This window comes from Methanoculleus frigidifontis, assembly GCF_030464345.1.
GTDB lineage: Archaea > Halobacteriota > Methanomicrobia > Methanomicrobiales > Methanoculleaceae > Methanoculleus_A > Methanoculleus_A frigidifontis.
In genome coordinates, this window is the sequence record NZ_VCYH01000001.1 from 399,330 (window position 1) to 422,072 (window position 22,743).

Sequence of the window (22,743 nt, forward strand, 5' to 3'; positions counted from 1 at the left end):
AGATGGGGTAGGGCAGATTCGAACTGCCGTCAAAGCGTCCCAAACGCTCTAGGATGGACCAGGCTACCCTACTACCCCTGTGCTCATATATGTTGAACTGGCCGGCAAAAATAGTTGCCGCCTGGAGAGAGTCACTCAGACCGGCAGCGGGCAGGCCTCGCCGGTCCCGACCAGCGTCCCCATATACTGTCCTTCGAGAACCGCCCGGGAGAGGTTCTCGGGGTCGCGGCCGTCCAGCACCAGCAGCGGAACGCCGCTCCGCTCGACGACCTTTCCGGCGACGATATCGAGGACGGTATTCGCGCCGGCGTCGAGGCGGCTTTGGGTGATGATATCGAGGAGTCCTGCGGGCGTCAGCCGCTCATGCCGGACGGCGCCTGCGTCCTTCTTCGGGTCGGCGCTATAAATGCCGTCGACCGACGTGGCGTTGATAAGGAGGTCAGCGCTGACACCCTCAGCGAGCACCGCGGAGACGGCATCGGTCGTCTGGGCAGGGGTGACGCCGCCCATGACGACGATCCTGCCAGCCCCGGAAAACTCCTTCGCCTGTGTGTAGTCTTCGGCCACGCGGGGATACGCGGCCGCCCCGAGACCTGCGATCAGGAGACGGGCGTTCAGGCGGGTCACCAGAATCCCAAGCTCGTCGGAGGTCGTTTCATCGACGCCGAGCTGCCGCGCCGCACCGATATACCGGCGCGCCTCGCCACCGCCACCGACAACCACAAAAACACGGCATTTTTCAGCGATTTTTTTGAGAACAGCAACGTATCGTTCTATATTGTGCGATTCAAGCGTCGGCACCAGAACCGAGCCGCCGAGTGAGATGACGATAGTCTTCATTCTACCATATACTTTTCCTGCAGATCACTCATATACCTGTTGAAGATGCTGCACTGTCCGATCTGCAAAAGCACAGAAGTCTACACGATCGTCGGAGGCTATGCCGGAAACATCTACGTCTGCAAGCGCTGCGGCTACCGCGGGGCGCTGATCGTCGAGTGCGACGACGAAGAGCAGCGGGACGACCGGTAACCTCCGGCCGCATCCTACCCCTTATATACCCGGGGCTCCCTCTTCCCCATAGGTGATCCCATGCACGAAGCGCGACTCTACCAGAAGCTCGAGGACGAGAAGGTGCACTGCTCACTCTGCCCGCACGGGTGCACCATCCGTGAGGGGAGGGCGGGTGTCTGCGGCGTCCGGATCAACCGGGGGGGGACGCTGTATGCCGCAACCTATGGGAAGGTCAGTGCCGAGGCGGTCGATCCGATCGAGAAGAAGCCGCTCTTCCACTTCCTTCCGGGCACGCTGTGCTACTCGCTCGGCACCATCGGGTGCAACTTTCACTGCAGCCACTGCCAGAACTGGCATATCTCCCAGGCAACGCTCGAGCAGCAGATGCTCAGCGAGATCAGCCCGGAGGAGGGGGTGGAACGGGCGGTCCGCTCGGGGTCACAGAGCATCGCATGGACCTACAACGAGCCCACCATCTGGCACGAGTATCCGCTCGCCATGGGGACGCTCGCCCGGCAGCGGGGGCTCGGCACGGTCTACGTCACGAACGGCTACATCACCGAGGGGGGGCTGCGGGAACTCGCCGGCATGCTCAGCGCCTTCCGCGTCGATATCAAGACCTTTTCGGACGAGTTTTACAAAAAGGTCTGCGGAGGGAAGCTTGAGCCGGTCCTCAACGCCACCGCGATCGCTCACGAACTCGGGATGCACATCGAGACGGTCACGCTCGTCATCCCGGGGCTGAACGATTCGATCGAGGAGATGGACTCGCTGATACGCTGGGTGCTCGATAGCCTCGGACCCGATACGCCGATGCACTTCACCCGGTTCCACCCCGATTACAAAATGCAGGATAGGGGGCCGACGAGCGTCGCGGTGCTCGAGAAGATCTACAACCACGCAAAGGAGCTCGGGCTGCACTACCCGTACCTCGGCAACGTCTTCAATCATCCCTACGAGAACACCTACTGTCCGTCCTGCGGAGCGCTCGCCATCGAGCGGTCAGGCTACTCGACCGTGCTGCGCGGGCTCGATGATCACAAATGCACTGCCTGCGGTGAGTATATCGCGTATGTCTCAGAGATCCGGTGAAGATGCAGGTGATGTCCGTTTCCTCGCGGACAGGATGCTCGGGACGCTCACCCGCTACCTTCGGTTCATGGGCTACGACACGATGAGCGCCAACGCCCTCTCCCGCGGCAACACCCGGGAAGATACCGTCCTCCTTGAGATTGCCCGGGAGAGCGGCCGCATCCTCCTCACCCGCGACCGTGAACTCGCCCGGCGTGGGGGTGATGCGGCGCTCTTCATCCGGTCGGAGGAGGTCATCGAGCAGGTCCGGCAGCTCGTGGAGACGGGATATGTCGTCCCGGAGATCCGGATGAGCCGCTGCTCCCTCTGCAACACCCGCCTGCGCCCCGCCACGCAGAAGGAGATCCGCGAGACGCCCTACGCCCCGCGGGAATCTCCCGGGACAGACTTCTTCTGGTGCACCGGCTGCCGGAAACTCTACTGGATGGGCTCGCACGGGAGGCATATGATCCGCAGGCTGCAGGAGATCGGGTAAGGCCGATCCCGCGACTGCCTCTCCCGAAAAACGGGCATCAGCGCCATTTACCATCGATCCCGGAAACCATTATCTACTTTTGCGGTATAGGGGGAGCACCGACTGCCCGGATCTGCACCGGTAAAACGGGCAAATTTCGCCAGAATGGGTAAAATCGGGTGCTAAAAACGCCGGTGTAGAGGGCCGGTACATTTCCTGGATTGTTTTCCGGCAGGGGAGCCGCCATCCGGGCACCGGCTGCCGGAGGGCCGGGGATGTGAGAACCGGCGCCGGATTGAAAAATACAGAGGGGGACCATATGGAAAGTCTGAAGATTGCTTTTTTCTGCTGGGAATCGCTCTATTCCGAGAGAGTTGGAGGGCTTGCCAACGCGGCGACGCACCTCGCAGAAACGCTCGCCCGGGATCATGAAATACACTTTTTCACCCGCGGCACGCGGCCGAGCGAAGAGATAGGCGGGGTGCACTACCACTACTGCAACCCCTGGGGGAACGACATCATCCACTACTGCGCAAATATGAGCCACGGCATGGTCGACCGGTTCCGCGAACTGGACACCCCGTCGTTCGACGTGCTGCACTTCCACGACTGGCACGTCGTCGAGGCGATGCACCTTCTGCAGGAGCGGGATACCGTCTTCACCTATCACTCGACCGAGTACGGCCGAAGCGGCAACACTTTCGGCAACGGCTGGGCGTACCGGGAGATATCGGCCAAGGAGTGGTACGGCGGACTGATCGCACGGCGGGTTACGGCGGTCTCGGCCACGCTCAGGAGCGAGGCGATGCACCTCTACAACGTCCCCGAATGGAAGATCGACGTTGTCCCGAACGGCGTGGTCCCGCAGGAGTACAGAGCGATCGTGAACCCGGACGAGGTGAAGACGGCCTACGGCATCGACCCCGGGACGCCGCTCATCCTCTTCGTCGGGAGACTCGCCTGGCAGAAAGGGCCCGACATCCTCGTCGACGCCGTGCCGACACTTCTGGAGCACCAGCAGGACGGGCAGATCGTCTTCGTCGGCGACGGGCATATGCGGCCGGCGCTGGAGGCGCGGTCGTCCGCGCTGCCGGTCCGGTTTCTCGGGCACGCATCCGACGCCGATCACCTGCAGCTCCTGAATGCCGCAGACGTCGTGGTCATCCCGAGCAGGAACGAGCCCTTCGGGCTTGTGCTCCTCGAAGCCTGGAGCGCCGAGCGGTGCGTGGTCGCCTCCGACGTCGGCGGCCTTGCCGAGAACATCGAGCACGGCACCGATGGCGTCAAAGCCTCCCCGCAGCCCGAGAGCATCGCAGAAGGGCTCATCTCGGTGGCGGGGAGCCCGGACCGGATCGCAGCCCTCGGACGCGAGGGGCGCCGGAAGGTCGACCGGCATTTCCGGTGGGAGACGATCGGCGCCACGCTGACGGAGACCTACAAAAAGACCGGAGAAAAACTGGCTCCCCCCTGCTGAGCGGGCGGGCATCCTCTCTTTTATCCCGCTCCTTTGCGATGCTCTCCACGTTCCGGTGCCTCCTGCTCTGTGCGGCACTCCATGGCCGTCCACTGAAAAATACCTCCTTGCCGGATGGAAAGAGGGAAAAGCCCCGGGAAGCAGGTGATACGCTCACCCGCCCGCCAGCACCGCAGCGAGGTGCTCCATCAGCCGGTAGGGGTCGGCGGAGACGACCGGTGTTCCCGCATAGAACTCCATGCCGCCGATGTCGGACGTCCGTACGGTGATGTCGCCCCGGTTGACGAGCCTGACGCAGTAGTAATCCTCTTCTTCGAGCTGCGGCATGTATGCGGCCATATTGAAACTCAGAATGCCCATCCGCTGGTAGCAGAGCAGCACCCGGGAGAGCGCCGGAGCGAGGTCGTGCGGGGTCCGGCCGAGCACCAGCACCTCCTGCTCCTTTTTCGGGGTGAGGTGTGCCATCACCCGTGCGGTGCCGAACGTCTCGCCGAGCCCGAGCTCGGTGTGGACAGTGAAGAGGTCGTCGTAGTACTCGCTGCCGTAGGTCTTCCGATACTCCTCCCGCACCCGCGCCATCCATCCCGGTGAACGGTAGGGCTGGTGCGTGAGCAGCACCTGGGCGTGATTGTGGATGACGCTTGCTCCCGCCCGCCAGAGGACGTTCCAGATGAGGAATGGGTATACCGCCCGGGGGTATTCGCGGTTTGCCTCCTGGCACCAGCGGATTGCGACGTTGAAGAGGTCGAGGACGGCTGCCTCGTCCGTGACGAAGAGGTCCTGTGCTTTCGAGATGATCAGCCCGTGCAGGTAGTCGTACTTGGCGATGTTGCTCGCCGTGATCCAGTACTCACCGTCGATCCTGCCGAAGGTATCCGCCGGCGTCTCCCGCAGTGGGTCTGCAAACGGCCCCTCCGGCGGTGTTTTGAGCAGGTCTGCCGCGTCTTCGGTGCGGGGTGTCATGATCGGCCGTTTTGCCCGGAGGGAGTTGTAGAGGGTGCTCTCGCCGGTCAGGGTGTTGGTCACGCGGACGACCTGCTGCGTCTCGATCCGTCCGTACTTCTCGTGCACCCAGTTTTGCATCTCGTCGGGAATGACCAGGTGCCCGGTCTCGCTGTACCAGGAATAGAACCTGGCAAAGAGTTCGGCCATCCCGGGAGGAAGCGTGTCCACGATCTCCGGCAGCCGGGTAATAGCAAGCGCCACCATGGGTCAGCGTATACCGATCTTCTCTGCGATAAAGATTCGCCTCTCCTGTGAGGTCCGACCCGGAAGAGATGGCCGGGAGGTGTCCGTGTGGAGGAGAAATGCAACATTTATTGGCTTGCAGGAGAAACTACCACGTAATTGTGCGGGAATTTTCCCCGCGCCGCCGCACGGATCCGCCAGGTCCGGCGGGGAGCAGCCGCGACGTGCATACACCATGGCAATCTTTGACAGGTTCAGACCGAACATCGGGCGACTGAAGGAAGACGGCGATCTCGAGGGCCTTGTGCGGGCGCTGGCGCACGATAGCCCTGATATCCGGCGAGAGGCCGCTGCAGCCCTCTGTGGGGCGGGAGCGGCCGCAGTTCCCCTGCTGGTGAAGGCGCTGAACCAGGCAGGTCCGGAAGCCCGCGGGAAGATGGCGGAAGGGCTGGCTTCGGTGGACGCATCGTCGCTGCCGCTCATTCTTTCGCTGCTCATCCAGACCACCGACGATGCCCGGTACGCCGTTGCGGACGCCGTTGCCGGCAATGGGGATACGGCTTTTGAGGCTTTTGTTCCGGCGCTCCGTCATGAACGGCCGGTCATCCGGCTGGGTGCGGCTATCGCGCTTGCCGGAATGGGAAAGCGTGCCGTTCCGCCACTTCGGGAACTCCTGGGCGATCCCGACCGCCTCGTCCGGCGGGAGGCTGCACGGTCGCTGTCGCGACTGAAATGGAAGCCCGGTGAGCCCGATGAAGCGGCGGAGTTCTATTTTCTCACCGACGACTGGAAAGAACTCGTCAGACTCAAAAATGCAGCGTTTCCCGTTCTCAGCCGCGGCCTTGCCGAGAAGGAGGCGCGGGTGCGGCGCGAGTCGGCACGGGCGCTCGGGAGGCTCGGGTCGTCCCGGGCGGTTCCCGGGCTCGTCAAGGCGCTCGGCGACCCCGATACCACGGTGCGGGTTGCAGCGGTCGAGGCGCTCGGCGAGCTCCGGGACGTGCGGGCACAGCCTCCCCTCTTGCGTATCCTGGACACCGACTGCCACCAGGTGCGGATGGAGACTGCATGGGCGCTCGACAGGCTCGGGTGGCGGCCGGATACCGTGCTGCAACGGATACAGTACCTGATCGCCAAAGAGCAGTGGACGGCACTCGCCGGTATGGGGCGGGCCGCGGTCGAGCCGCTGATCCTGGCGCTGCGGGAGGATCACTCCGGTGTCCGGGCGGGTGCGACCGAGGCGCTCAGAAAGATCGGCGTGCCGGGCCTTGAGGGACTCAGCCGGGCGTGCCGGAGCAAAGATCCGGTTCAGAAGAAAGCGGCGGCACGGGCGCTGCTGGTGATCAAACGGCTGAACGAGGACGAGGCACGGGCACGGCCGGTCATGGAGACGTCCGACGTCTACGAGCGCGAGATAAAGGAAGGGCTGGCGATACAGCAGCGGTTCGAGAAGCGGTACGGGAAACCGACGTATCAGGCAAAGAAAAACGAGCCCGCGAAACCGAAAAAGGAGGCGCCGCCTCCCCCGACGCCCGGGGCCGCCGAGCAGCAGGCTCCGGCCGCTCCCGCCCCGCCGAAACAGGAGGACCTTGCAGATCTGATCCGACAGAACCGCAGGGCCATGGAACGCTGGGCGCAGACAAAGGGCGAGCTCCGGGAACCGGTTGCGGATGCGAAGCCGGCGATCTCCCTCGACCAGCTGATACCGCCGGAGTTCGATGAGGAGCTATTTGCAGGGGCGGAGGCAGATGAAGAGGCGGTAGAGGTTTTGGTCGATGACGCAAAACCGCAGCTGACGACCTTCGACATTCCTGAGAAAGAGCCGGCGGAAGAGGAGGTGCTGCTGCAGGATCTGGAGCCGGAGATCGAACCCGAGTCGTCCTCAGCGCTGGAACGCTCCATCAACGCGCTGCGGGATCCGGATGAGACGATCCGGGCAGCCGCGGTCGAGGCGCTCAGGGCGATGGGCGAGGCGGCCGTCGATCCCCTCATCGGGGCGCTTTCGGACAAAGCCTACGTCGTGCGGATCGCTGCGGCCGAGGCGCTCGGCGACATGGGCTACCAGAGAGCCGTCCCGCCGCTGATCGCCGTGCTCCGGGACACGGACCAGGACGTCAGGATCGCTGCAGCGGCGGCGCTCGGCAGGCTCGCGGACCCGCGTGCAATCCGGCCGCTGATCGCCCTCTTCGACGACCCCTACTACGGCGTCCGGAACGCGGCCGCTGACGCCCTGGCGGCGATCGGCGAGGATGCGTTCGATGCACTCGTTGCGGTGCTCGGCGACCGGCCGGTCGTCGTCCGGATAACTGCGGCACGGGCGCTCGGAGAGATGAAGGATCGCCGGGCTGTCCCGCCGCTGGTCGACCTCCTCAGCGATCCCGCAGCCGAGGTGCGGTGGGCTGCAGCCCAGGCTGTGGGCGGCCTTGGAGAGGCGGCCATCGCCCCCCTCTCGCTGGTGCTGAAGAACGGGTCGAAGAACGAACGGCTTGCGGCCATTGATGCACTCTGGAAGATCACGGACGACCGGGCGACGGAGGCTCTCATGGGCGGCCTGCACGACGAAGATGCGGACGTGCGGGCAAAGGCCTCGGAGGCGCTGAAGAAACGTCAGGTCCTCGATGTCTGGCGCAGGGCGTTCGGCGAGCAGATGGAGGAAGAGACTGCGGCGCCGAAGAAAAAGAAGAAAAAGAAGAAGACGATCCACCAGGATGACCGGAAGGCGTTCGAAGAGCACGGACAGCAGGAGATCTCCCGTCTCATCGATGCGCTGCGGGAGAAGACCTGGACGTCGCAGCTCGGGGCGGCGACCCGTCTGATCATGATGGGCCGTCCCGCCGTCGAAGGCCTGATCCGGGCGCTCAAAGATGAAGACTCCGAGATCCAGATGGCCGCGGCAAGCGTCCTCGGTGAGATGCGGGACGTCGCGGTCGACCCGCTTATGGACGCGCTGCACGACGACGACCGTTACGTCAGAATGGTCGCGGCCCGGAACCTCGGCAAGATCGGAAACGACCGCTCCATCGAGGTGCTTGTCGGGGCACTGCACAGCGAGCGGGACGCTGAGGTCCGGGCGGTTGTGGCGGAGGCGCTCGGGTATATGGGCAAGAAGCAGGCGATCGAACCGCTCGTGCTCGCGCTCCGCGACCGTGACGAGGCCGTGCAGATGGCTGCCGCACGCTCCCTCGGCTACATCGGCGACCGCCGTGCGATCCGGCCGCTGATCCAGGCCTTGAACGACGTCGACGACCGCGTGCGCCGGGTGGCTCTTGAGGCTTTGCGCGACCCGGACGGCCTCGTGCAGAACCACCTCATGGAAGCGCTCATGCACGGCGATGCGGAGCTGAAGATGGGGGTCGCAGAGGCGCTGGACAGCCTCGGCTGGACGCCCTCGTCCGAGGCGGAGCAGGTCTATTACGCCATCGCGCGGGAGCGCTGGGCCGAGGTCGAGCAGATCGGCCCGGCCGCCGTCGAGACGCTGGGCGCCGAACTTGAGAACCCGTCGACCGATGTCCGGATGAGCGCCGTCAAGACGATCGCCCGGATCGGGGGAGCCGCCGCGGCGGCCCCGCTCGTGCGGGCGCTCGCGGACGATCATATTGCCGTGCGGCGGCGTGCCGAACAGGCTCTCGTCGGGATGGGCGCAAGCGTCCGGGAATCCCTGCAGGAGGCGCTCGACGATGCTGAATCCGGGCACGCCGCAGCGCTCAGGCGGATTCTCGAGAAGATCGGCGCGGAAACGGACGAAAAGAGCGATGAAACGGTGGAGGAGAGGGGAGGCGCGGAGAACGAGTGAGGCAGGAGGCTACTCTGTTCTCCCCTCTTCGAGCCGTTCGGGAACGGTGCCGATCGACTGCCAGTGCTCGTACTCGTGGTGCCAGCGGTCTTTGTTGGCCATGACGAGACGGCGCATCCGCTCGGCCATGGCCTCGTGCAGCTCCTCCTGTTCGGGGTAGGTGGTGCGGTCACGGATCGCCCGGACGAGTTTTCTTCCGAGCTCGTAGGCATGCCGCTCTGCAGGGACGATCGCCTCCGGATCGGGCCCGAGGACGACGCCGACCTTGCCGACGGTGTTTGCTCCTATGATCTGCAGAGTGCTGTTTAAGTAATCGGCGACCTCGTCCGCCCCGGAGCCGCCGGCGGTCGAGACGGCGCACCCGTACTTCCCGGTGAAGATCTGGCAGTGGATGGCGTCCGCCATCCGGTCGAGGAGCGTCTTGAGCTGGCCCGTCACCGCATTGATGTAGTTGGGCGACCCGAGGACGATGCCGTCGCTTGCGAGCATCTTCCGGTAAAGACCGGTGAAATCGTCTTTCCTGATGCACTCCCCCCGCTCGTAGCAGACCGTACACCCGTTGCAGTACTCGATCTGCAGGCTGCAGACGTCTACCTCTTCAACCTCCGCTCCCTCGCTGCGGGCACCGTCGAGCACGGCCTTCACCAGCCGCAGCGTCTGGCTCCGCGAGCCGCGCGGACTTCCGTTGATCCCGAGTATCTTCATGGTTGTCACCCTTCTTTGGTCATTCCCATACTGTTTCCTCTCCCGGTGCTGCCGGTATCAGGAAATGTCGTAGGTGGTCTCGATCTCCAGGTGGTAGGAGCGGTCGCACTCACCGTTCAGATCCTTGGTGAACCGTTTCTTCTCTCCCGGCCCGAGCCTGGGCAGAAACTCGGTCTCGGTCGACCGGATGATAGTGCTCTCGTCGTCCACCAGCAGGAACCTGGCGACCACGTTCCGTCCGGCGGCGTCGCCGGTGTTGGCCACCGTCACCGTTGCCGTGTAGTAACAGGTGCCGTCGGCACGGTACGCCTGCTGCAGACCGTCGATCGACGCTGCAAGCACCGGATGGGGGCCTGACGGTGCAAGGGTCACCGGAGCGGATGCTTCTGCTTTCGCCACCGTCTCTCCTCCGCCGGTATCCGCAGGCGCCGCCGTGCACCCGGCACCGGAGGCCAGGCAGATCAGGGCAAGGACGAGTAATACGCTTGGGTATATCTTCATCTGCAATCACCGTTCCGGCCGGGGAGCAGCTGTCTTCGGATGCCGATGCTGTGCCCACGGTCTGGAGTATGCAGTCTTCGGAATGCTGGAATATAACCGATCCGGTTCTGCCCCATTTTGCCGAAAGATCTCCCGGAGAGGAACGATCTCCGGCAGAGATTTCGCAAAATATTAATTTGTATTCATGGAAGTGTACTTCCTACTATGCTGAACGACAACCCGGCTCCTGGCGCTTCCGCCGCCCCTCTCGCAGGGCAGGGCATTGACCAGAACCCGAATCCCGGCATGCTGCTCTTCCTTCTCTTCACCATCTACCAGGTGCTGAATGAATTTGAGGACGGGATCGTTCTTATCGACCGGGAGAACCGGGTTCGGTGGGTGAACGCGGCCATGCGCCAGTTCTTCGACTTAAGTGACTGCGACGTTGCCGGGATGCCTGCCGGCGTGTTTGCGCGGACGTTCATCGCACCACTGGTCGAAGATGCGGACGGCGCTGCAACGATCATCGCCGCGCCCCGGCAGGAGGAGAGAACTGTCCGCGATCTCCCGCTGCACCTCTGCAAACCCGGCGGCGAGGAGCACTGGCTTGAATATACGAGCCGCCCGGTGAACCTCTACCCGATGCGCCACAACAGGCTTGAGATCTACCGGAAGATCACCCGGTGGAAACTGGCGGAGCACCGCCTCTCCGAGAGTGAAGAGCGGTTTCGGACGCTCTTTAACAAGGGGAACGACGCCGTCCTCGTCTTCGAACTCTCACCGGAGTACGTGCCGACGCGGTTTGTCGAGGTGAACGAGGTTGCCTGCAGGCGGCTCGGCTATACGCGGAGCGAACTGCTAGCCCTCTCGCCCCTGGACATCGTACCGCCCGAGAAGCTCGGAGAGGTGTCGGCGATCCTGAAACGGTTCCGGTTAAACGACCGGGTCCTCTTTGAGACGGAGCATGTCACCAAAGATGGACGCAGGATCCCGGTCGAGATTAATTCGCTCCACTTTCCCCTGCAGGGGCGGACGACCGTCCTGTCGATCTCCCGCGATGTCTCGGAGCGGCGGCGGGTCGAGGAGATCCGGAGGATGTCCTTCAAACAGATCGAACGGAACATCGAACAGTTCGCCAGCCTCGGCGACCTCGTCCGCCAGCCGCTCCAGGTGATCGTCGGCCTCACCGCCCTGGACGACTCGCCTGTGTCGGAAGAGATACTCCGGCAGGCAGCCGTCATCGACGGTCTCGTCGACCGGCTCGACCAAGGATGGGTCGAGTCGGAGAAGGTCCGCCGGTTTCTGCGGCGGCATTGCTAAGCCGCCCGAGAGGGAATGGTTTATATATCTTTGAATCGGTGCTCGAGGATACGGAGACGATACCGATGGAGCGCGGAGAAGCAGCGGGAAAGGCAGAACTCGTCCGCATCTACACTGTCAGGACGGGCAGCGTGGAGAGCGTCGAGAAGGTGCGAAAAACCGACGAGGAGTGGAAAGACCTCTTAACGCCGCAGCAGTTCCATGTCGCCCGGCAGGGAGGGACGGAGGCGGCGTTCACCGGCAAATACTGGAACTGCAAGGAGCGCGGGATCTACCAGTGCGTCTGCTGCGGGACGGACCTCTTCTCATCGGAGACGAAGTTTGAGTCCGGGACCGGGTGGCCGAGTTTCTGGGCGCCGGTCTCGGAGCTGAACGTCAGCACCCGGGTCGACCGGAGTCTCTTCATGACACGTATCGAAGCCCTCTGCAGCCGTTGCGATGCACACCTCGGCCACATCTTCGAGGACGGCCCGCCGCCGACCTACCGGCGCTACTGCATGAACTCGGCGTCGCTGCAGTTCCTCCCTGAAAAATAACCCTCCGGGCGGTTCCGGGTACGCTCCTCGCCGGTACCGGCGCTGCGGCACTCTACGGCCTGCCGCGGCCGTGATACCGTTCAGACGAAGGGTGCTCTGACCCTGCGCTGCCGAACTGTTATCCGCACCCGCGCCCCATACGGAAGGGAGTGACGATCGATCCCTGGGATCAGGACTACCGCCGCCGCGGCAGGCGCTGGGGCGGGGTGACGGAGCAGCTCCCCGACCTGCCGGCGGGTGTCGCGGTGCTGGAGATCGGGTGCGGCGACGGCAAGACGCTCGCGGCCGCTGCTGACCGGCCGTGGGTGACGACCGCGCTCGACATCGCACCGAGCGCCGTAGGGATGAGCCGCACGCGGTTCCCGGCGCTCGGTGCGAGGATGCTCGTCGCCGATGCCCGCACCCTCCCCTTCCGTGACTGCTGTTTCGACGCCGTCCTTCTCGTCCACATCGCAGGGCATCTCCTCGCTGCCGACCGGTTTCGGCTGGCCGCCGAGGTCTCCCGGGTTCTGCGGCCGGGCGGACTCCTCTTCTTCCGCGGATTCTCCGTGGAGGATATGCGGGCGGGAAAAGGGCACGCAGTCGAGGAGCGTACGTATCAGCGGGGAGACGGCATCGTCAACCACTACTTCACCGAAGAAGAGGCCGGCGACCTCTTCTGCACGTTCCGCCCCGTCGCGGTGCGGACGCACCGGTGGCGGATGCGGATCCGGGGATGCGATCACCCGCGGGCCGAGATCGAGGCGGTCTTTGAAAAACAGGGCGGGCGGTGATCGCCGCACATCATCGTGCCCGCAGCGCCTCGATGAGCTCGTCTTTGGTCATCCGGGACCTGCCGTCGATCCCGAGGTTCTGTGCCCGTTCGTAGAGTTCCCGCTTCGTCCACGACTCATATCTGCGGGCATCCTGTGCCTTCTTGATATTCTCTTTGCGTGCCCGCTGCTGTGCCGGCGTCGGTTTTTCGAGGCCCGGCAGGGTCATCTCCCGCCGTTTCTCGTGTGCCATCCGGATGTTCTCTTTTGCGGCTTCGATCTGCTTCCGCGTCGCCATATCGACCCTCTGCTTAACCGGAGAACATATAATAGTATTCCCGCGGTGAGCGGCCGGTTTTTAGTCGTAGCGCTTGAGGAATTCGCGCACCTTCCGCGACTCGATCCAGCCCTGATCGAGCTCGTTGATGATGCTGTTGATCCGCTCCACCTGCTCCACGATCATCCCGCCCCATGCGTCTTCGACGAGATCGGCGACGCCGAGGAGCACCTGCAGCGGCTGGCGGACGTGGTCGCCGACGACGGCGAACTGCTCGATATTCCGGCTGATACGGTCGTAAGCCTGCTTCTTCTCCTGTTCCATCCTCACCCGGTCGGTGATGTCCCTGCCGACGCCCTGGATGCCCGTGACGGAGCCGTCGCTGGTGATCGGGGAGGCGTTCACCTCCACGTATGCCGTCGACCCGTCGCGCCGGGTCAGTTCGAAGATGAGCCCCTCAACGTCCCGGCCTGCACGCAGCCGCTCGGCCGCAGCAGCATACCGGTCGTGGTGCTGCGGGGTGATGTAGTCCCGCCCCGCCATGCCGATCGCCGCGGAGGGTTCGTAGCCGAGCACCCTCCGGACGGCCGGTGAGACGTAGGTGATCGTCCCGGCCGCATCGAGGGTGAAGATAATATCGAAACTGCGCTGCGCAATCTCCCGGAACATCCTCTCTCGCTCTTTCAGGGTGTTCTCTGCCCGGTGCTGCGCCGTCATGTCGTCGAAGACGGCGACGAGCTCGCCGGAGGGGAGGCGATAGATGTAGTTGTCCCGCCATCGGACGAGGCGGTCGTCCCGGTAGAGCTGCACGGGAAGCACCTCTGCTTCGCCGGTCTCCCAGACGCGCCGCAGGGCATCGGTGATGCCGAAGGACTCCGCACCCGGATACACCTCAGTGAGTGTCTTTCCGAGAACCTCCGCCCGTGGGATGCCGTCCATCCGTTCGGCCGCGAGATTGAAATCCTTAAAGACAAAGGTTTGTCCGCCCTCCCGTGCCTCGTAGACGGCGGCCCCGCTCTTCATGCTGTTGAAGAGCTCCCGGTAGCGATACTCATCCCCGGGCGGTCTTGAGCCTTCTCCCGCCGGGCTGATCCCGGTGCCGGAGACGGCGATGATCCGGCCGCCTGAGACCGGGGCAAAGGTGAGGGCATAGACGCACGCCTCCGTCGCAAGGTCGATCCGTTCGGCCGCTCCGCTTCCCAGGACGGCACGCAGCATCGGGATCCACGACTCCGGGAGCCGGTCCCCGACGAGGACGTTCCAGTGCGCAAGCAGCGGGGCGGCGGCACCGTTTGCTGAGAGAATCTCACCATCCTCCGCGAGGTGCATCACCGGGCCGACCGCCGGTTCGGGTTCGGTGACGGCCTGGAATCGGAGCATCCGGGAGCCCCTGAACCGTTCATCCTCCATTTTCCGGCTTGAAACGGATAGCCACTCGTCGGGGAAGCCGTTCCGGCAGACCCTGAACCTGCAGCACGGCACCTCGCTGCCGCCGGCGAGCGCCGGGACGATCCGCGCCCCGAAGCCTTTGTCCGGCACCAGGGGGAGGACGAAGCGGTGCATGAAAGCGGCAAGATCGAGGTCTCTGGCAGACCCCGGAGCTATGCCGAAAAAGGCCTCGCAGGCTGCGTTTGCCCAGGCAATCCGGCCGTCGCGTGCCACGATGAGGATCCCGTCCTCGAGTTCGTCGAGGATCCAAAATGCCGCCGCCGTCTGCCCGAGCACGGGCGCACCCGGTGCATGCATCGGGGACGGCATTGCCCGCCCTGCTCCCTCAAAGTTCACGTTCATCCTCCGCGGCTTCGTCCGCTTCGCTGTAGCGCGGCCGGTCGAGATCCGCCTCGACGATGCGGAGAGTGAACCTGAATGCGGCGCCGAGATCCGGCCGTCCCTCTACCCGGTTCTCCACCCAGATCCGGCCGCCGTACCGCTCGACCAGCATCCTGGCGATGTAGAGGCCGAGCCCTTTTCCGCTGCCCTGGTTCTTTTCACGGTCAAAACGGTAGAAGATCGCCTCTTTTGCGTCGTCAGCCACGCCTGGCCCGGTATCCTCCACCGAGACGACCACCTCGTCGTCGCACTCCTCCAGCCGCATGACGATCTCCGCGTCCGGGCCAGCGAACCGGATGCTGTTGTCGACGAGCCGCTCGAAGACCTCGAAGAGGAACTCATCCGCCCATACTTCTTGCGGACGGCCGCCGGAGGCGACGGTCACGCCCGGGCGGTTCAGGAGCAGATTTTTGACGACGGGATCGAGAGAGACCGGTTCGAGGGCGACGGACTCCTGACGGATCTTTCTGATGGCGGAGACATGCCGGATGATGTCGGTCCCCTTCATGATACTGCCGCGCACCTTCTCTGCGTACTCTGCCGCCTGCCCGTCGAGCATCTCGACCAGGAGGTCCGAGTAGAGGCTGGCGACGTTCTCGGCGTTCCGGATGTCGTGGATCATGATGTCGAGGTAGAGGTTTGCTTCGCGGTTCGCCGTCTCAAGGCGTTTGTGGAGAATGCTGCGGAGTACCCCGGCGCCTATCTCTTTGCCGATCGCCTCCAGAAGATTCTTCTCTCCCGGAGAGAAGGCCGATTTTTCCGCATCGCCGATGAAGAGCGCGCCGACGACGATCGACTCGGCGATGAGCGGGATACATGCAAGCGTGGAGACCCCATACTCCTGCAGGATTCCTGCTTCGATCATCCCGAGATCCTCCCGCTGCTCGAGGTAGCGCGCCTGTCCCCCGATGAAGACGAAGTTGTACGGCCAGTGATGGACGTTGATGGAGCGCTGCCGGGCATGCAGCGATGCAGGAGTGCCGTGGCGGCACCGGGGAAGTGCCCGGGTGCGTTCGGCGTCCAGGGCGTAGGTGATCCCGACGCCGCAGCTGAGGAGATCGAGCGTCTTTTCAAGCGACGTCTCTAAAAGTTCGTCGAACGAAAGGGAGGATGCGGATGCGCTGATGATCTGATTGAGCATGGCAAGATGGCTGTTCTGCTTCTGAACCTCCGCTTCCGCTCGTTTTTTTCCGGTGATGTTGGTGTTGGTCTCAAGGATGGAGACGGGCGTGCCGTCATCGGCGCGCTGCAGCGCCCACCGGCTTGCGACAACCAGCCGCGACCCGTCACGCCGCGCCTGGACGAGCTCGCCCTCCCAGCGTCCGGTTCGGAGGAGATCTGCCCTGATGGCGTCGAGCGGCCGAGGCGATCTCGTCTGCAGGAGATCATGGATCTTCTGCCCAAGCACCTCGTCACGCCGCCAGCCGTACTCTTCTTCGGCGCCCCGGTTCCAGAAGAGAATACGGTCGTCCATATCGCAGACGGTCACGGTGTCGTTGGTGAGATCGATGAGCGCCGCCTGCCTGCCGAGCGTCTCTTCGATCCGCATCCGGTCGAGCAGCCGTCCCAGCATGCCGGCGACCACCTGCAGAAGCAGGAAATCCTCTTTGCAGAACGGATCGGTCGGTTCTGCACCTCCGGTGTCCGTATAGGCGACCTCGACGGCACCGGCCCGGTCGCCGTGCACGGTGATCTCGGCCTCCGCTTTCCGGGGTGTTTCGGGGAGCGGCGATCCGTACACCGCCTCCCCGATGACGATCCTGGCGTGCGTCTCACCGTGCGGGGCGAAGCAGCCCGGGAGCAGGCCGGCCGTCATCCTGAATATCTCCTCGGACGGGAGTGTCCCGATATCCAGCAGCCGGGAGATCTCGGCGAGGATATGGAACCTCGCTTCGCGCCCGGCCGCAGCGGAGGTGTCAGAGAGACCCGGATGCTCCTCCGTCGCTTCTTCAGGGATCTTTCGGAAGCGAACGACGATCAGGTCGGGGTAGAGCGGTACTCCCGTCTGCTGACCCGAACAGACAAATCGGCAGAGATCACCCGACGCGGTCTGGATCCGGCACTCGGAGAGGAGACTCGTCCGTCGGGCGTTCAGGAGGCTCTCCAGCTGGTGCCTGCAGGTGCGGTCCTGCAGCCTGGGCAGCAGATATTTGCCGACGGCCTGCACGGCGTTCCTGTCGATATCGGCGCTGCAGGGCATCCGGAAGATCTCCTGCAGCAGTCTGTCGGCCCAGATGGTGTTTCTGGTTCTGTCGATGACCAGAACCCCGGTATCCGGCTCGCCCGGGACGGAGAATGTTTCGATCGGATCGAAAACGTATGACTCTGTCGTATTCACGGTAATGGAATGCCCCCTGTATTTTATCGGTGGAGAAATATTATGGGTAATAAAATAATATTGCATCCAATAAGAGAATTATGGTCGTCCGGCGCGCAGACCCTTTCCCGGATGCACCAGGCGGTCACGGGATGGTTCACGCGCATGTGCGGGATTTTCAGGATTTCGTTCGCCGAAATACGCAGGACGGCGATGTTCGATCCCGACCGGCGGCAGAGCAGTATTCCGGCGAAACGGCCGGTTTTTGGTGAAACCTGCCTGCGCACCCCTCCGGTGACTGCCTCTTCCCCGCAGCAGGAGCGAATGAGAGCAGGTTCTTATATCCGCGGACGCAAATGCTTCCATCAATGACGACCTGTTCGCGCCATCCCGAGAATAAAGCATCGCTGCAGTGCAGACTCTGCAGCGACGCCTGTTGTGACGAATGCACGATGCGGCTGGGGCTCTGCTCCCGCTGCTGGTACAAAGCGCTGGTCGTTGTCGTCGTCGTGATGGTGATCGTCTCCTACACGGCATGGTACGCCCTGCTCTGAGACGAGCGGGATCATACCAGTGCGCTCTCGCGTGTCGAGTCACGGCAGAAGAGGCAGGTGGACCGGGTCTTCTCCACGATCGTGCGGATCGCTGCAAAGTCGGGATCGAGGGTGAGGCTGAAGATATTCAGATCGGCCTGCGGCTCGCTGCCGAGGGCTGCGTCGAACCGGTCGTTCATCACCAGGAGGTCGGTGTGCGGGAGGCGTGCCTGCTCGAGGAGCGTCTCGAGGCTCTCGCGTACGGCAGGGGCGCGCTCCGGGTCTTCGACCGCTGCAATGACGGTGACGGCCGCATCCCAGTTGATGACGAGCTTGTAGGCGATCAGGATGGCGAGATCGCAGTTCGGCAGCTTCTTTCCGAGCGTCCACGCCATGCAGGCCTCCGGGATCCAGAGGTTGATCTGCCTGCGGCGCCCGAGCCCTGCCTTTGGGTGGGCGGCGTAGAGGACGCCCGCCATCCGGCTCTCGGCGGCTCTCCGGATGATCGTCACGGTCTCCTCTTCCCGCTCCGCCGAGTCCGGCATCCGGAGGAAGACGATGTTTGGGGGGAATATCGTTCTTTTGAGCGCCTGCATGCTGGTCGTCACCCCGACGGCAAATGTTGCAGCCCGGACGATCGTCCAGCTCGTAAAGATGCCGTCCTGCCGGAAATCCTCTGCAAGGTACGGGATGCGGACTGCAAGGTCCCGGTCTTCGCCGCCGGTATGCACGCCGAGGATACTGACCGAACCGCTCGGGTAGGTTATATCGCGGGCGAACGCCGATACGCCCCGAAACTCCGTCGGGTTGTCGACCGGGACAAGCAGGTTCGGCCTCCATGCCCGTTCCTGTGATGAGGGAAGCGTCTGTGCCTTCTTTGCCGCCCACTCTGCCAGCGCCACGAAGAGGCTGCTCCTGACGTCGCCGTACGGGGGCGTCTCCTTCAGGTGACGCTGTATCAGGACGGCATAGAAGGCTCCGACCAGGACGACCGCAAAGAGGCTGAAGAGCGGGTTGATGACGAACATGGCAAAGAGGCAGCCGGCGGCTCCGGCGAGCGGAACCGCACGCGGGATGGTGAGGCGCGGGCGGAAGCTCACCAGGCCGAGGCTCTGCTCCACCAGGATGACGATGTTGATCATGGCGTAGGTGATCAGGAAGAACATCGTGATCAGCGGTGCGATCGCGTTGAGATCGCGGAGCAGGAGCGCCGCGACCACGATCAGGGCGGTCACCAGGAGAGCGTTTCGCGGAACCCCGGCGGCCGAGCGGCGGGTGATCCAGGCGCTCCCGGGAAGGATGTCGTGCTCGCCCATGGCGTGGAGGACGCGGGACGCCCCGACGAGAGAGTTCAGAGCCGAGGAGAAGGTCGCGGCGAGGAGCCCGGCCAGGACGAGCAGGCCGAATGCCGAGGTCCGGATCAGGATGGTGAAGTCGGATGCGAGGTCTTCGGGGCTCGCGGAACCGGCAAGCCACCCGGCAAGGGCCAGGTAGACGGCGAGGCTGACGGCGATCGCCGCAAGCGTGCCGAAAGGAATGCTCTGCCGCGGATTTTTGAGTTCTCCCGACATATTCGCGCCTGCCATGATCCCGGTCGCCGCCGGGAAGAAGACCGCAAAGACCACCCAGAACGAGAGAGGCGGCGTCGGCCTGGTGAACGCAAGTTCCGGCACCGCCGGCAGTCCGGCGGCGGCGATAGAGAGGAGCGAGGCGATGATGACGGCGAGGACGCCGTACTGGACGCGGAACGCGATCTCGGTGCTGATGAAGACGATGATGAAGAGGACGGCAAAGACGGTAAAATCGACGACGAGCGCCGATACCTCCGGGAAGAGGTACCGCAGCCCCTCCCGGAACCCGAAGATGTACAGCGCCATCGAGAGCGCGAGCGAAAGGTAGAGCGGCACCCCGATGCTGCCGCCGATCTCAAGCCCGAGCGACCGGGTGATGATGGCATACGCGCCCCCTGCACCGATCCGGACGTTGCTGACGATCGACGAGATCGAGAGCGCCGTGGCGGTCGTGATCCCAAAAGCGATGAGGATGATCGACCAGGCGCCGAGCAGGCCGACGTTCCCGACGACCCAGCCGAGGCGCAGGTACATGATGACCCCGAGGATCGTCAGGAGTGTGGGCACCAGCACGCCTTTGACCGTCCCGAACGTCGGGATCTCTGCTTCAGCCCGCTCTGTCATCTCCGGCGCCATAGAAATACCTGTCCGCTTCGAAAGAAGGCATGTCCCTCATCGGTGAAATGAGCTCTGGTTTTCCGTCGTTTCCCTCCGGCGATAGTGCGATCCCTCCTCGACCGCCCTCCCGAGCGTCAGCAGGTCGGCCAGCGCCGCCATGATCTCTTCCTCATCGGCGGCTATCGCATACCGGCGGGAGAGCTCTGTCCGGATCTCCGCAAGGCTTTTGGCCTGCTCTGTGAGCACCTTCCCGGTGAAGCCCACCAGGTCTTCATGCATCGCCCAGGGATAGATCACCCACCGCCAGTCGGTGATATACTCGACGTAATAATCCGGGCTGAATGAAGAGGTGCCCTTGTGCTGGAGCACTCCCGTCCGAACCTCCCGCGGTCCAAACCCCTCGACGTACCCGGCCGCGAGCCGGAGGGTCAGGCCGGTGTCGGTGACGTCGTCGACGATCAGGACGTCGAGGTCGCGGACATTCGCCGCGAGCGGGTAGCGGATCGATGCCTCCTTCCCCTTCGAGGCCGCGATCCCCCAGTGCTCTATCTTGATGCCGGTCAGGTCATTCAGGAGGAGACTGTCGCAGACGATGCGGGCCGGGACGTAGCCGCCGCGTCCGATGGCGATCACCATCTCAGGCCGATAGCCCGCGTCCCGGACCGTCGCCGCAAGGGCGCGGGAGAGACGGACGGCACGGTCCCAGGAGACGAGGTCGCAGGTGAAGGTTTCCGGGATCATCGTGGATGGGATGGGAGGGGCAGCATATAAATGGGTAGGGAGGGGCGTCTCTCTGGCGCAGCCGGATGCGGGCATGACGTGTAGATATCCCCGGGCTGCATCCCACCTGCGGCAGATCGTTTGTAGGTTGCATGCGGGGGGATCACAGAGTCTTTACGCGGTGTGCGGTTCTCCTGCCCGAGTGCATACCACTCTGCAAGCCCCGCAGCGTCGGGCTTGTAGAGGAGCTCGTAGCCGTCGCTTATTGGTTCGATGCCCGCCTTCGCCGAGGCTCTCCGTGATGATCTGTATCGCGCCGCCCCCTCCTCCGTGAGATCCGAAGGGCAGGTCCGATCTTCTTTGCCCAGAGCCGTCCCGGCCGGATGCCGTGGAGGGAGCTGAAAGGCATCCGCGACGGTTGGATACACCTCGTCCTGGATCGCGGGCGAGCACGGTTCTGGAGTCCGGGACATCGGTGACGGCGTTGCTGCAGTGGTTGCCTCGAATTTGCCGCCCCGGAGGATGCAGACCTTCACGGCCACGCCCCCGTCGAAACCGTCTGCGCCGTAAGGTCGGCCCGGGTGGTGCAGCGTGTCGGAGACGATGGTGGCTTTGTCGTTCGAGACGCCGGTGCACCAATCCACGCAGGCGTTGAGCAGGCCGCCCACGTACGAGCGCCGGATGACCTCGTGGCCCGGAGCGATCGTGCCGATCGGGATGCCGGGATATCCTAAGAGTCGTCCCGGATAACGGCGCCGGGGTCCGGTCCTGCCCGGAGAGTAGAAAAATCGTTCCCTAAAAACGGATAAAAAAGAAGAATTAGTTCCGGATCCGGTCGGCCATCGCTCTTCCGGCCTCGAATGCACGGTCGAGCTCGCTGCCGTCGGGGACGTAGAGGACTTCCTGCGTGTCGACAACCGTGAAGCCGGCGGCGGTAAGTTCGTCGGCAACGACCTTCGCGCCGCCGCCTCTGCCGCCCATCGACCCGAACGAGAGGGCAAAACGCTCTCCCGTCCGTTTGAACTGCAGCCCTTTGAGGTAGTACATGAGATCCCCGACGCTCGGATAGGGCATGTCATTGATGGTCGGGACGCCGACCATGACCGCCTTTGCGTCGAGGATGTGCTTGGCGATCTCGGAACGCTCGTCTTCGTGCAGGTTGAAGAGCTTTGCGTCGCACCCGCCTGCGATGACTCCTTCCGCGAGGCTGTGGGCGAGCATCCTGGTCGAACCGTGCATGGTGTCGTAGATGATCGTCACCTTGTTCTTCCTGCCGGCGCCGGAGGCCCAGTTCACGTATGCCCCGATGACCTTTCCGGGATCCGTCCAGATCTGGCCGTGCGAGGGGCAGATCATCTTCACCTTCTCGAGAAGGCCAAGATCGGTCAGTTCCTCCGCCTTCTTCAGGAATCGCGGGGTCAGGGGCACGATCAGGTTGGCATAGAACTTCTGCGTGGCATCCATCAGGACGTGCTCGGGGATCTCCGCATCCAGCCGTTGCGGGTAGCAGAGGTGCTGACCGAATGCATCGTTCGGGAAGAGAATGCCCTTCTCGGCATAGAGCGTGAACATCGAGTCCGGCCAGTGGAGGAGCGGCGCGTCAACGAAGGCAAGCGTCTTGCCCCCGAGATCGAGTGTATCGCCGGTCTTGACGTGGTGGAAGGTCGCGCCCTCAAGGGCCGGGAAGTGCCGGAGGAGGCCGTTGTGGGCAATCTCCGTACAATAGATCGGAGCGTTTGGGAATTTTTTGTGGATCTCGACAAGGGCGCCTGAGTGATCCTTCTCGATATGGTTCTGGACGATGACGTCGATCTCTTCCTTCTTTCCTTCCTTCGCACACGCATCGGCAATGCGTGCCCACATCTGGGCGGAGTGGCCGGGGTACACGTTGTCGATGAGCACGGTCTTCTCACCGAAGAGGAGGTAGCAGTTGTAGGACGTTCCGTCAAGGGTGTAGCCGTGGTAGGTTCGCAGGTCCCAGTCGAGCGACCCGACCCAGTACACACCATCTGCAATTTTATAGGATTCCGCTTTCATGGCAACCACATCGTTCGGTATTAAACGAACATTCT

General features: G+C 63.6%; 20 protein-coding genes, 1 tRNA gene and 1 pseudogene. 10 read left to right on the top strand and 12 right to left on the bottom strand.

Annotation, left to right across the window (positions count from 1 at the left end; translation table 11 throughout):
* Positions 1–3 precede the first annotated feature (3 nt).
* Both FGU65_RS01965 and pyrH read right to left on the bottom strand, forming a co-directional pair.
* Positions 4–78, bottom strand: a tRNA-Pro gene (locus FGU65_RS01965).
* A gap of 57 nt (positions 79–135) precedes the next feature.
* Positions 136–840, bottom strand: a complete 705-nt coding sequence (gene pyrH / locus FGU65_RS01970) for a UMP kinase (RefSeq protein WP_301662716.1) — start codon at positions 838–840, stop codon at positions 136–138.
* 45 nt (positions 841–885) lie between these two features.
* Between pyrH and FGU65_RS01975 the strand changes: the two genes are divergently transcribed.
* From FGU65_RS01975 to FGU65_RS01990, 4 genes are all read left to right on the top strand, one after another.
* Entirely contained in the window at positions 886–1,032 is a 147-nt protein-coding gene (locus FGU65_RS01975; RefSeq protein WP_301662717.1) for a hypothetical protein, read from the top strand.
* A 60-nt stretch (positions 1,033–1,092) separates the two neighbouring features.
* Positions 1,093–2,106 (top strand): AmmeMemoRadiSam system radical SAM enzyme, encoded by a 1,014-nt coding sequence (gene amrS / locus FGU65_RS01980; protein ID WP_301662718.1) that lies wholly within the window; start codon positions 1,093–1,095, stop codon positions 2,104–2,106.
* Complete coding sequence (locus FGU65_RS01985) at positions 2,087–2,581, top strand: Mut7-C RNAse domain-containing protein (RefSeq protein WP_301662719.1); 495 nt, start codon at positions 2,087–2,089, stop codon at positions 2,579–2,581. Before amrS ends, FGU65_RS01985 begins: the two co-directional genes overlap by 20 nt.
* 298 nt (positions 2,582–2,879) lie before the next feature.
* Entirely contained in the window at positions 2,880–4,034 is a 1,155-nt protein-coding gene (locus tag FGU65_RS01990; RefSeq protein WP_301662720.1) for a glycosyltransferase family 4 protein, read from the top strand.
* Between the two features lie 153 nt (positions 4,035–4,187).
* On the opposite strand, the gene FGU65_RS01995 is transcribed toward FGU65_RS01990, so the two are convergent.
* Entirely contained in the window at positions 4,188–5,243 is a 1,056-nt protein-coding gene (locus tag FGU65_RS01995) for a hypothetical protein (protein WP_301662721.1), read from the bottom strand.
* Positions 5,244–5,658: 415 nt separating this feature from the next.
* Here FGU65_RS01995 and FGU65_RS15965 point away from each other — a divergent pair.
* Positions 5,659–6,015 (top strand): annotated as a pseudogene (locus FGU65_RS15965) (HEAT repeat domain-containing protein); the annotation flags it as partial.
* A gap of 69 nt (positions 6,016–6,084) precedes the next feature.
* Positions 6,085–9,012 carry a HEAT repeat domain-containing protein gene (locus tag FGU65_RS02000; protein ID WP_437344431.1) on the top strand — a complete coding sequence of 976 codons (2,928 nt, stop codon included), beginning with the start codon at positions 6,085–6,087 and terminating at the stop codon, positions 9,010–9,012.
* Positions 9,013–9,021: 9 nt separating this feature from the next.
* Here the strand turns inward: FGU65_RS02000 and FGU65_RS02005 are convergent, their stop codons facing one another.
* On the bottom strand, positions 9,022–9,717 hold the full coding sequence (locus FGU65_RS02005) for a flavodoxin family protein (RefSeq protein WP_301662723.1): 696 nt from the start codon (positions 9,715–9,717) through the stop codon (positions 9,022–9,024).
* A 57-nt stretch (positions 9,718–9,774) separates the two neighbouring features.
* On the bottom strand, positions 9,775–10,218 hold the full coding sequence (locus FGU65_RS02010) for an FxLYD domain-containing protein (RefSeq protein ID WP_301662724.1): 444 nt from the start codon (positions 10,216–10,218) through the stop codon (positions 9,775–9,777).
* 204 nt (positions 10,219–10,422) lie between these two features.
* On the opposite strand from FGU65_RS02010, the gene FGU65_RS02015 reads away from it, so the two are divergent.
* From FGU65_RS02015 to FGU65_RS02025, 3 genes are all read left to right on the top strand, one after another.
* Positions 10,423–11,517 carry a PAS domain-containing protein gene (locus FGU65_RS02015; protein WP_301662725.1) on the top strand — a complete coding sequence of 365 codons (1,095 nt, stop codon included), beginning with the start codon at positions 10,423–10,425 and terminating at the stop codon, positions 11,515–11,517.
* A 38-nt stretch (positions 11,518–11,555) separates the two neighbouring features.
* Complete coding sequence (gene msrB / locus FGU65_RS02020) at positions 11,556–12,053, top strand: peptide-methionine (R)-S-oxide reductase MsrB (protein ID WP_437344428.1); 498 nt, start codon at positions 11,556–11,558, stop codon at positions 12,051–12,053.
* 149 nt (positions 12,054–12,202) lie between these two features.
* On the top strand, positions 12,203–12,826 hold the full coding sequence (locus tag FGU65_RS02025; protein WP_301662726.1) for a class I SAM-dependent methyltransferase: 624 nt from the start codon (positions 12,203–12,205) through the stop codon (positions 12,824–12,826).
* 10 nt (positions 12,827–12,836) lie between these two features.
* On the opposite strand, the gene FGU65_RS02030 is transcribed toward FGU65_RS02025, so the two are convergent.
* Genes FGU65_RS02030 through FGU65_RS02040 form a run of 3 tightly spaced genes read right to left on the bottom strand, consistent with a single transcriptional unit; the run spans position 12,837 to position 17,250 of the window.
* Positions 12,837–13,103 carry a Rho termination factor N-terminal domain-containing protein gene (locus FGU65_RS02030; protein WP_301662727.1) on the bottom strand — a complete coding sequence of 89 codons (267 nt, stop codon included), beginning with the start codon at positions 13,101–13,103 and terminating at the stop codon, positions 12,837–12,839.
* A 60-nt stretch (positions 13,104–13,163) separates the two neighbouring features.
* Complete coding sequence (locus FGU65_RS02035; RefSeq protein WP_301662728.1) at positions 13,164–14,867, bottom strand: PAS domain S-box protein; 1,704 nt, start codon at positions 14,865–14,867, stop codon at positions 13,164–13,166.
* Positions 14,857–17,250, bottom strand: a complete 2,394-nt coding sequence (locus tag FGU65_RS02040) for a PAS domain-containing sensor histidine kinase (protein WP_301662729.1) — start codon at positions 17,248–17,250, stop codon at positions 14,857–14,859. The genes FGU65_RS02035 and FGU65_RS02040 overlap by 11 nt, the downstream gene beginning before the upstream one ends.
* A 347-nt stretch (positions 17,251–17,597) precedes the next feature.
* Here FGU65_RS02040 and FGU65_RS02045 point away from each other — a divergent pair, with 347 nt between their 5' ends.
* On the top strand, positions 17,598–17,783 hold the full coding sequence (locus FGU65_RS02045) for a hypothetical protein (RefSeq protein WP_301662730.1): 186 nt from the start codon (positions 17,598–17,600) through the stop codon (positions 17,781–17,783).
* A gap of 11 nt (positions 17,784–17,794) precedes the next feature.
* On the opposite strand, the gene FGU65_RS02050 is transcribed toward FGU65_RS02045, so the two are convergent.
* The 4 genes from FGU65_RS02050 to FGU65_RS02065 form a co-directional block, all read right to left on the bottom strand.
* A complete protein-coding gene (locus FGU65_RS02050) occupies positions 17,795–19,957 on the bottom strand; it encodes an amino acid permease (RefSeq protein ID WP_301662731.1) in 2,163 nt (720 codons plus the stop codon).
* A gap of 48 nt (positions 19,958–20,005) precedes the next feature.
* Positions 20,006–20,692: a phosphoribosyltransferase gene (locus FGU65_RS02055; RefSeq protein ID WP_301662732.1), complete on the bottom strand. Its 687-nt coding sequence runs from the start codon at positions 20,690–20,692 to the stop codon at positions 20,006–20,008.
* Positions 20,689–21,339 carry a hypothetical protein gene (locus tag FGU65_RS02060; protein ID WP_301662733.1) on the bottom strand — a complete coding sequence of 217 codons (651 nt, stop codon included), beginning with the start codon at positions 21,337–21,339 and terminating at the stop codon, positions 20,689–20,691. The genes FGU65_RS02055 and FGU65_RS02060 overlap by 4 nt, the downstream gene beginning before the upstream one ends.
* 151 nt (positions 21,340–21,490) lie before the next feature.
* On the bottom strand, positions 21,491–22,708 hold the full coding sequence (locus tag FGU65_RS02065; protein ID WP_301662734.1) for an FprA family A-type flavoprotein: 1,218 nt from the start codon (positions 22,706–22,708) through the stop codon (positions 21,491–21,493).
* Positions 22,709–22,743 lie beyond the last annotated feature (35 nt).

Bases quoted from the DNA above. Each gene is read 5' to 3' on its own strand.
- FGU65_RS02050 (WP_301662731.1), bottom strand. From the start codon at position 19,957: ATGACAGAGCGGGCTGAAGCAGAGATCCCGACGTTCGGGACGGTCAAA.
- pyrH (WP_301662716.1), bottom strand. From the start codon at position 840: ATGAAGACTATCGTCATCTCACTCGGCGGCTCGGTTCTGGTGCCGACG.
- FGU65_RS01990 (WP_301662720.1), top strand. From the start codon at position 2,880: ATGGAAAGTCTGAAGATTGCTTTTTTCTGCTGGGAATCGCTCTATTCC.
- FGU65_RS02045 (WP_301662730.1), top strand. From the start codon at position 17,598: ATGACGACCTGTTCGCGCCATCCCGAGAATAAAGCATCGCTGCAGTGC.
- FGU65_RS02005 (WP_301662723.1), bottom strand. From the start codon at position 9,717: ATGAAGATACTCGGGATCAACGGAAGTCCGCGCGGCTCGCGGAGCCAG.
- amrS (WP_301662718.1), top strand. From the start codon at position 1,093: ATGCACGAAGCGCGACTCTACCAGAAGCTCGAGGACGAGAAGGTGCAC.
- FGU65_RS01985 (WP_301662719.1), top strand. From the start codon at position 2,087: ATGTCTCAGAGATCCGGTGAAGATGCAGGTGATGTCCGTTTCCTCGCG.
- FGU65_RS02010 (WP_301662724.1), bottom strand. From the start codon at position 10,218: ATGAAGATATACCCAAGCGTATTACTCGTCCTTGCCCTGATCTGCCTG.
- FGU65_RS01975 (WP_301662717.1), top strand. From the start codon at position 886: ATGCTGCACTGTCCGATCTGCAAAAGCACAGAAGTCTACACGATCGTC.
- FGU65_RS02065 (WP_301662734.1), bottom strand. From the start codon at position 22,708: ATGAAAGCGGAATCCTATAAAATTGCAGATGGTGTGTACTGGGTCGGG.
- FGU65_RS02030 (WP_301662727.1), bottom strand. From the start codon at position 13,103: ATGGCGACGCGGAAGCAGATCGAAGCCGCAAAAGAGAACATCCGGATG.
- FGU65_RS01995 (WP_301662721.1), bottom strand. From the start codon at position 5,243: ATGGTGGCGCTTGCTATTACCCGGCTGCCGGAGATCGTGGACACGCTT.
- FGU65_RS02015 (WP_301662725.1), top strand. From the start codon at position 10,423: ATGCTGAACGACAACCCGGCTCCTGGCGCTTCCGCCGCCCCTCTCGCA.
- FGU65_RS02055 (WP_301662732.1), bottom strand. From the start codon at position 20,692: ATGATCCCGGAAACCTTCACCTGCGACCTCGTCTCCTGGGACCGTGCC.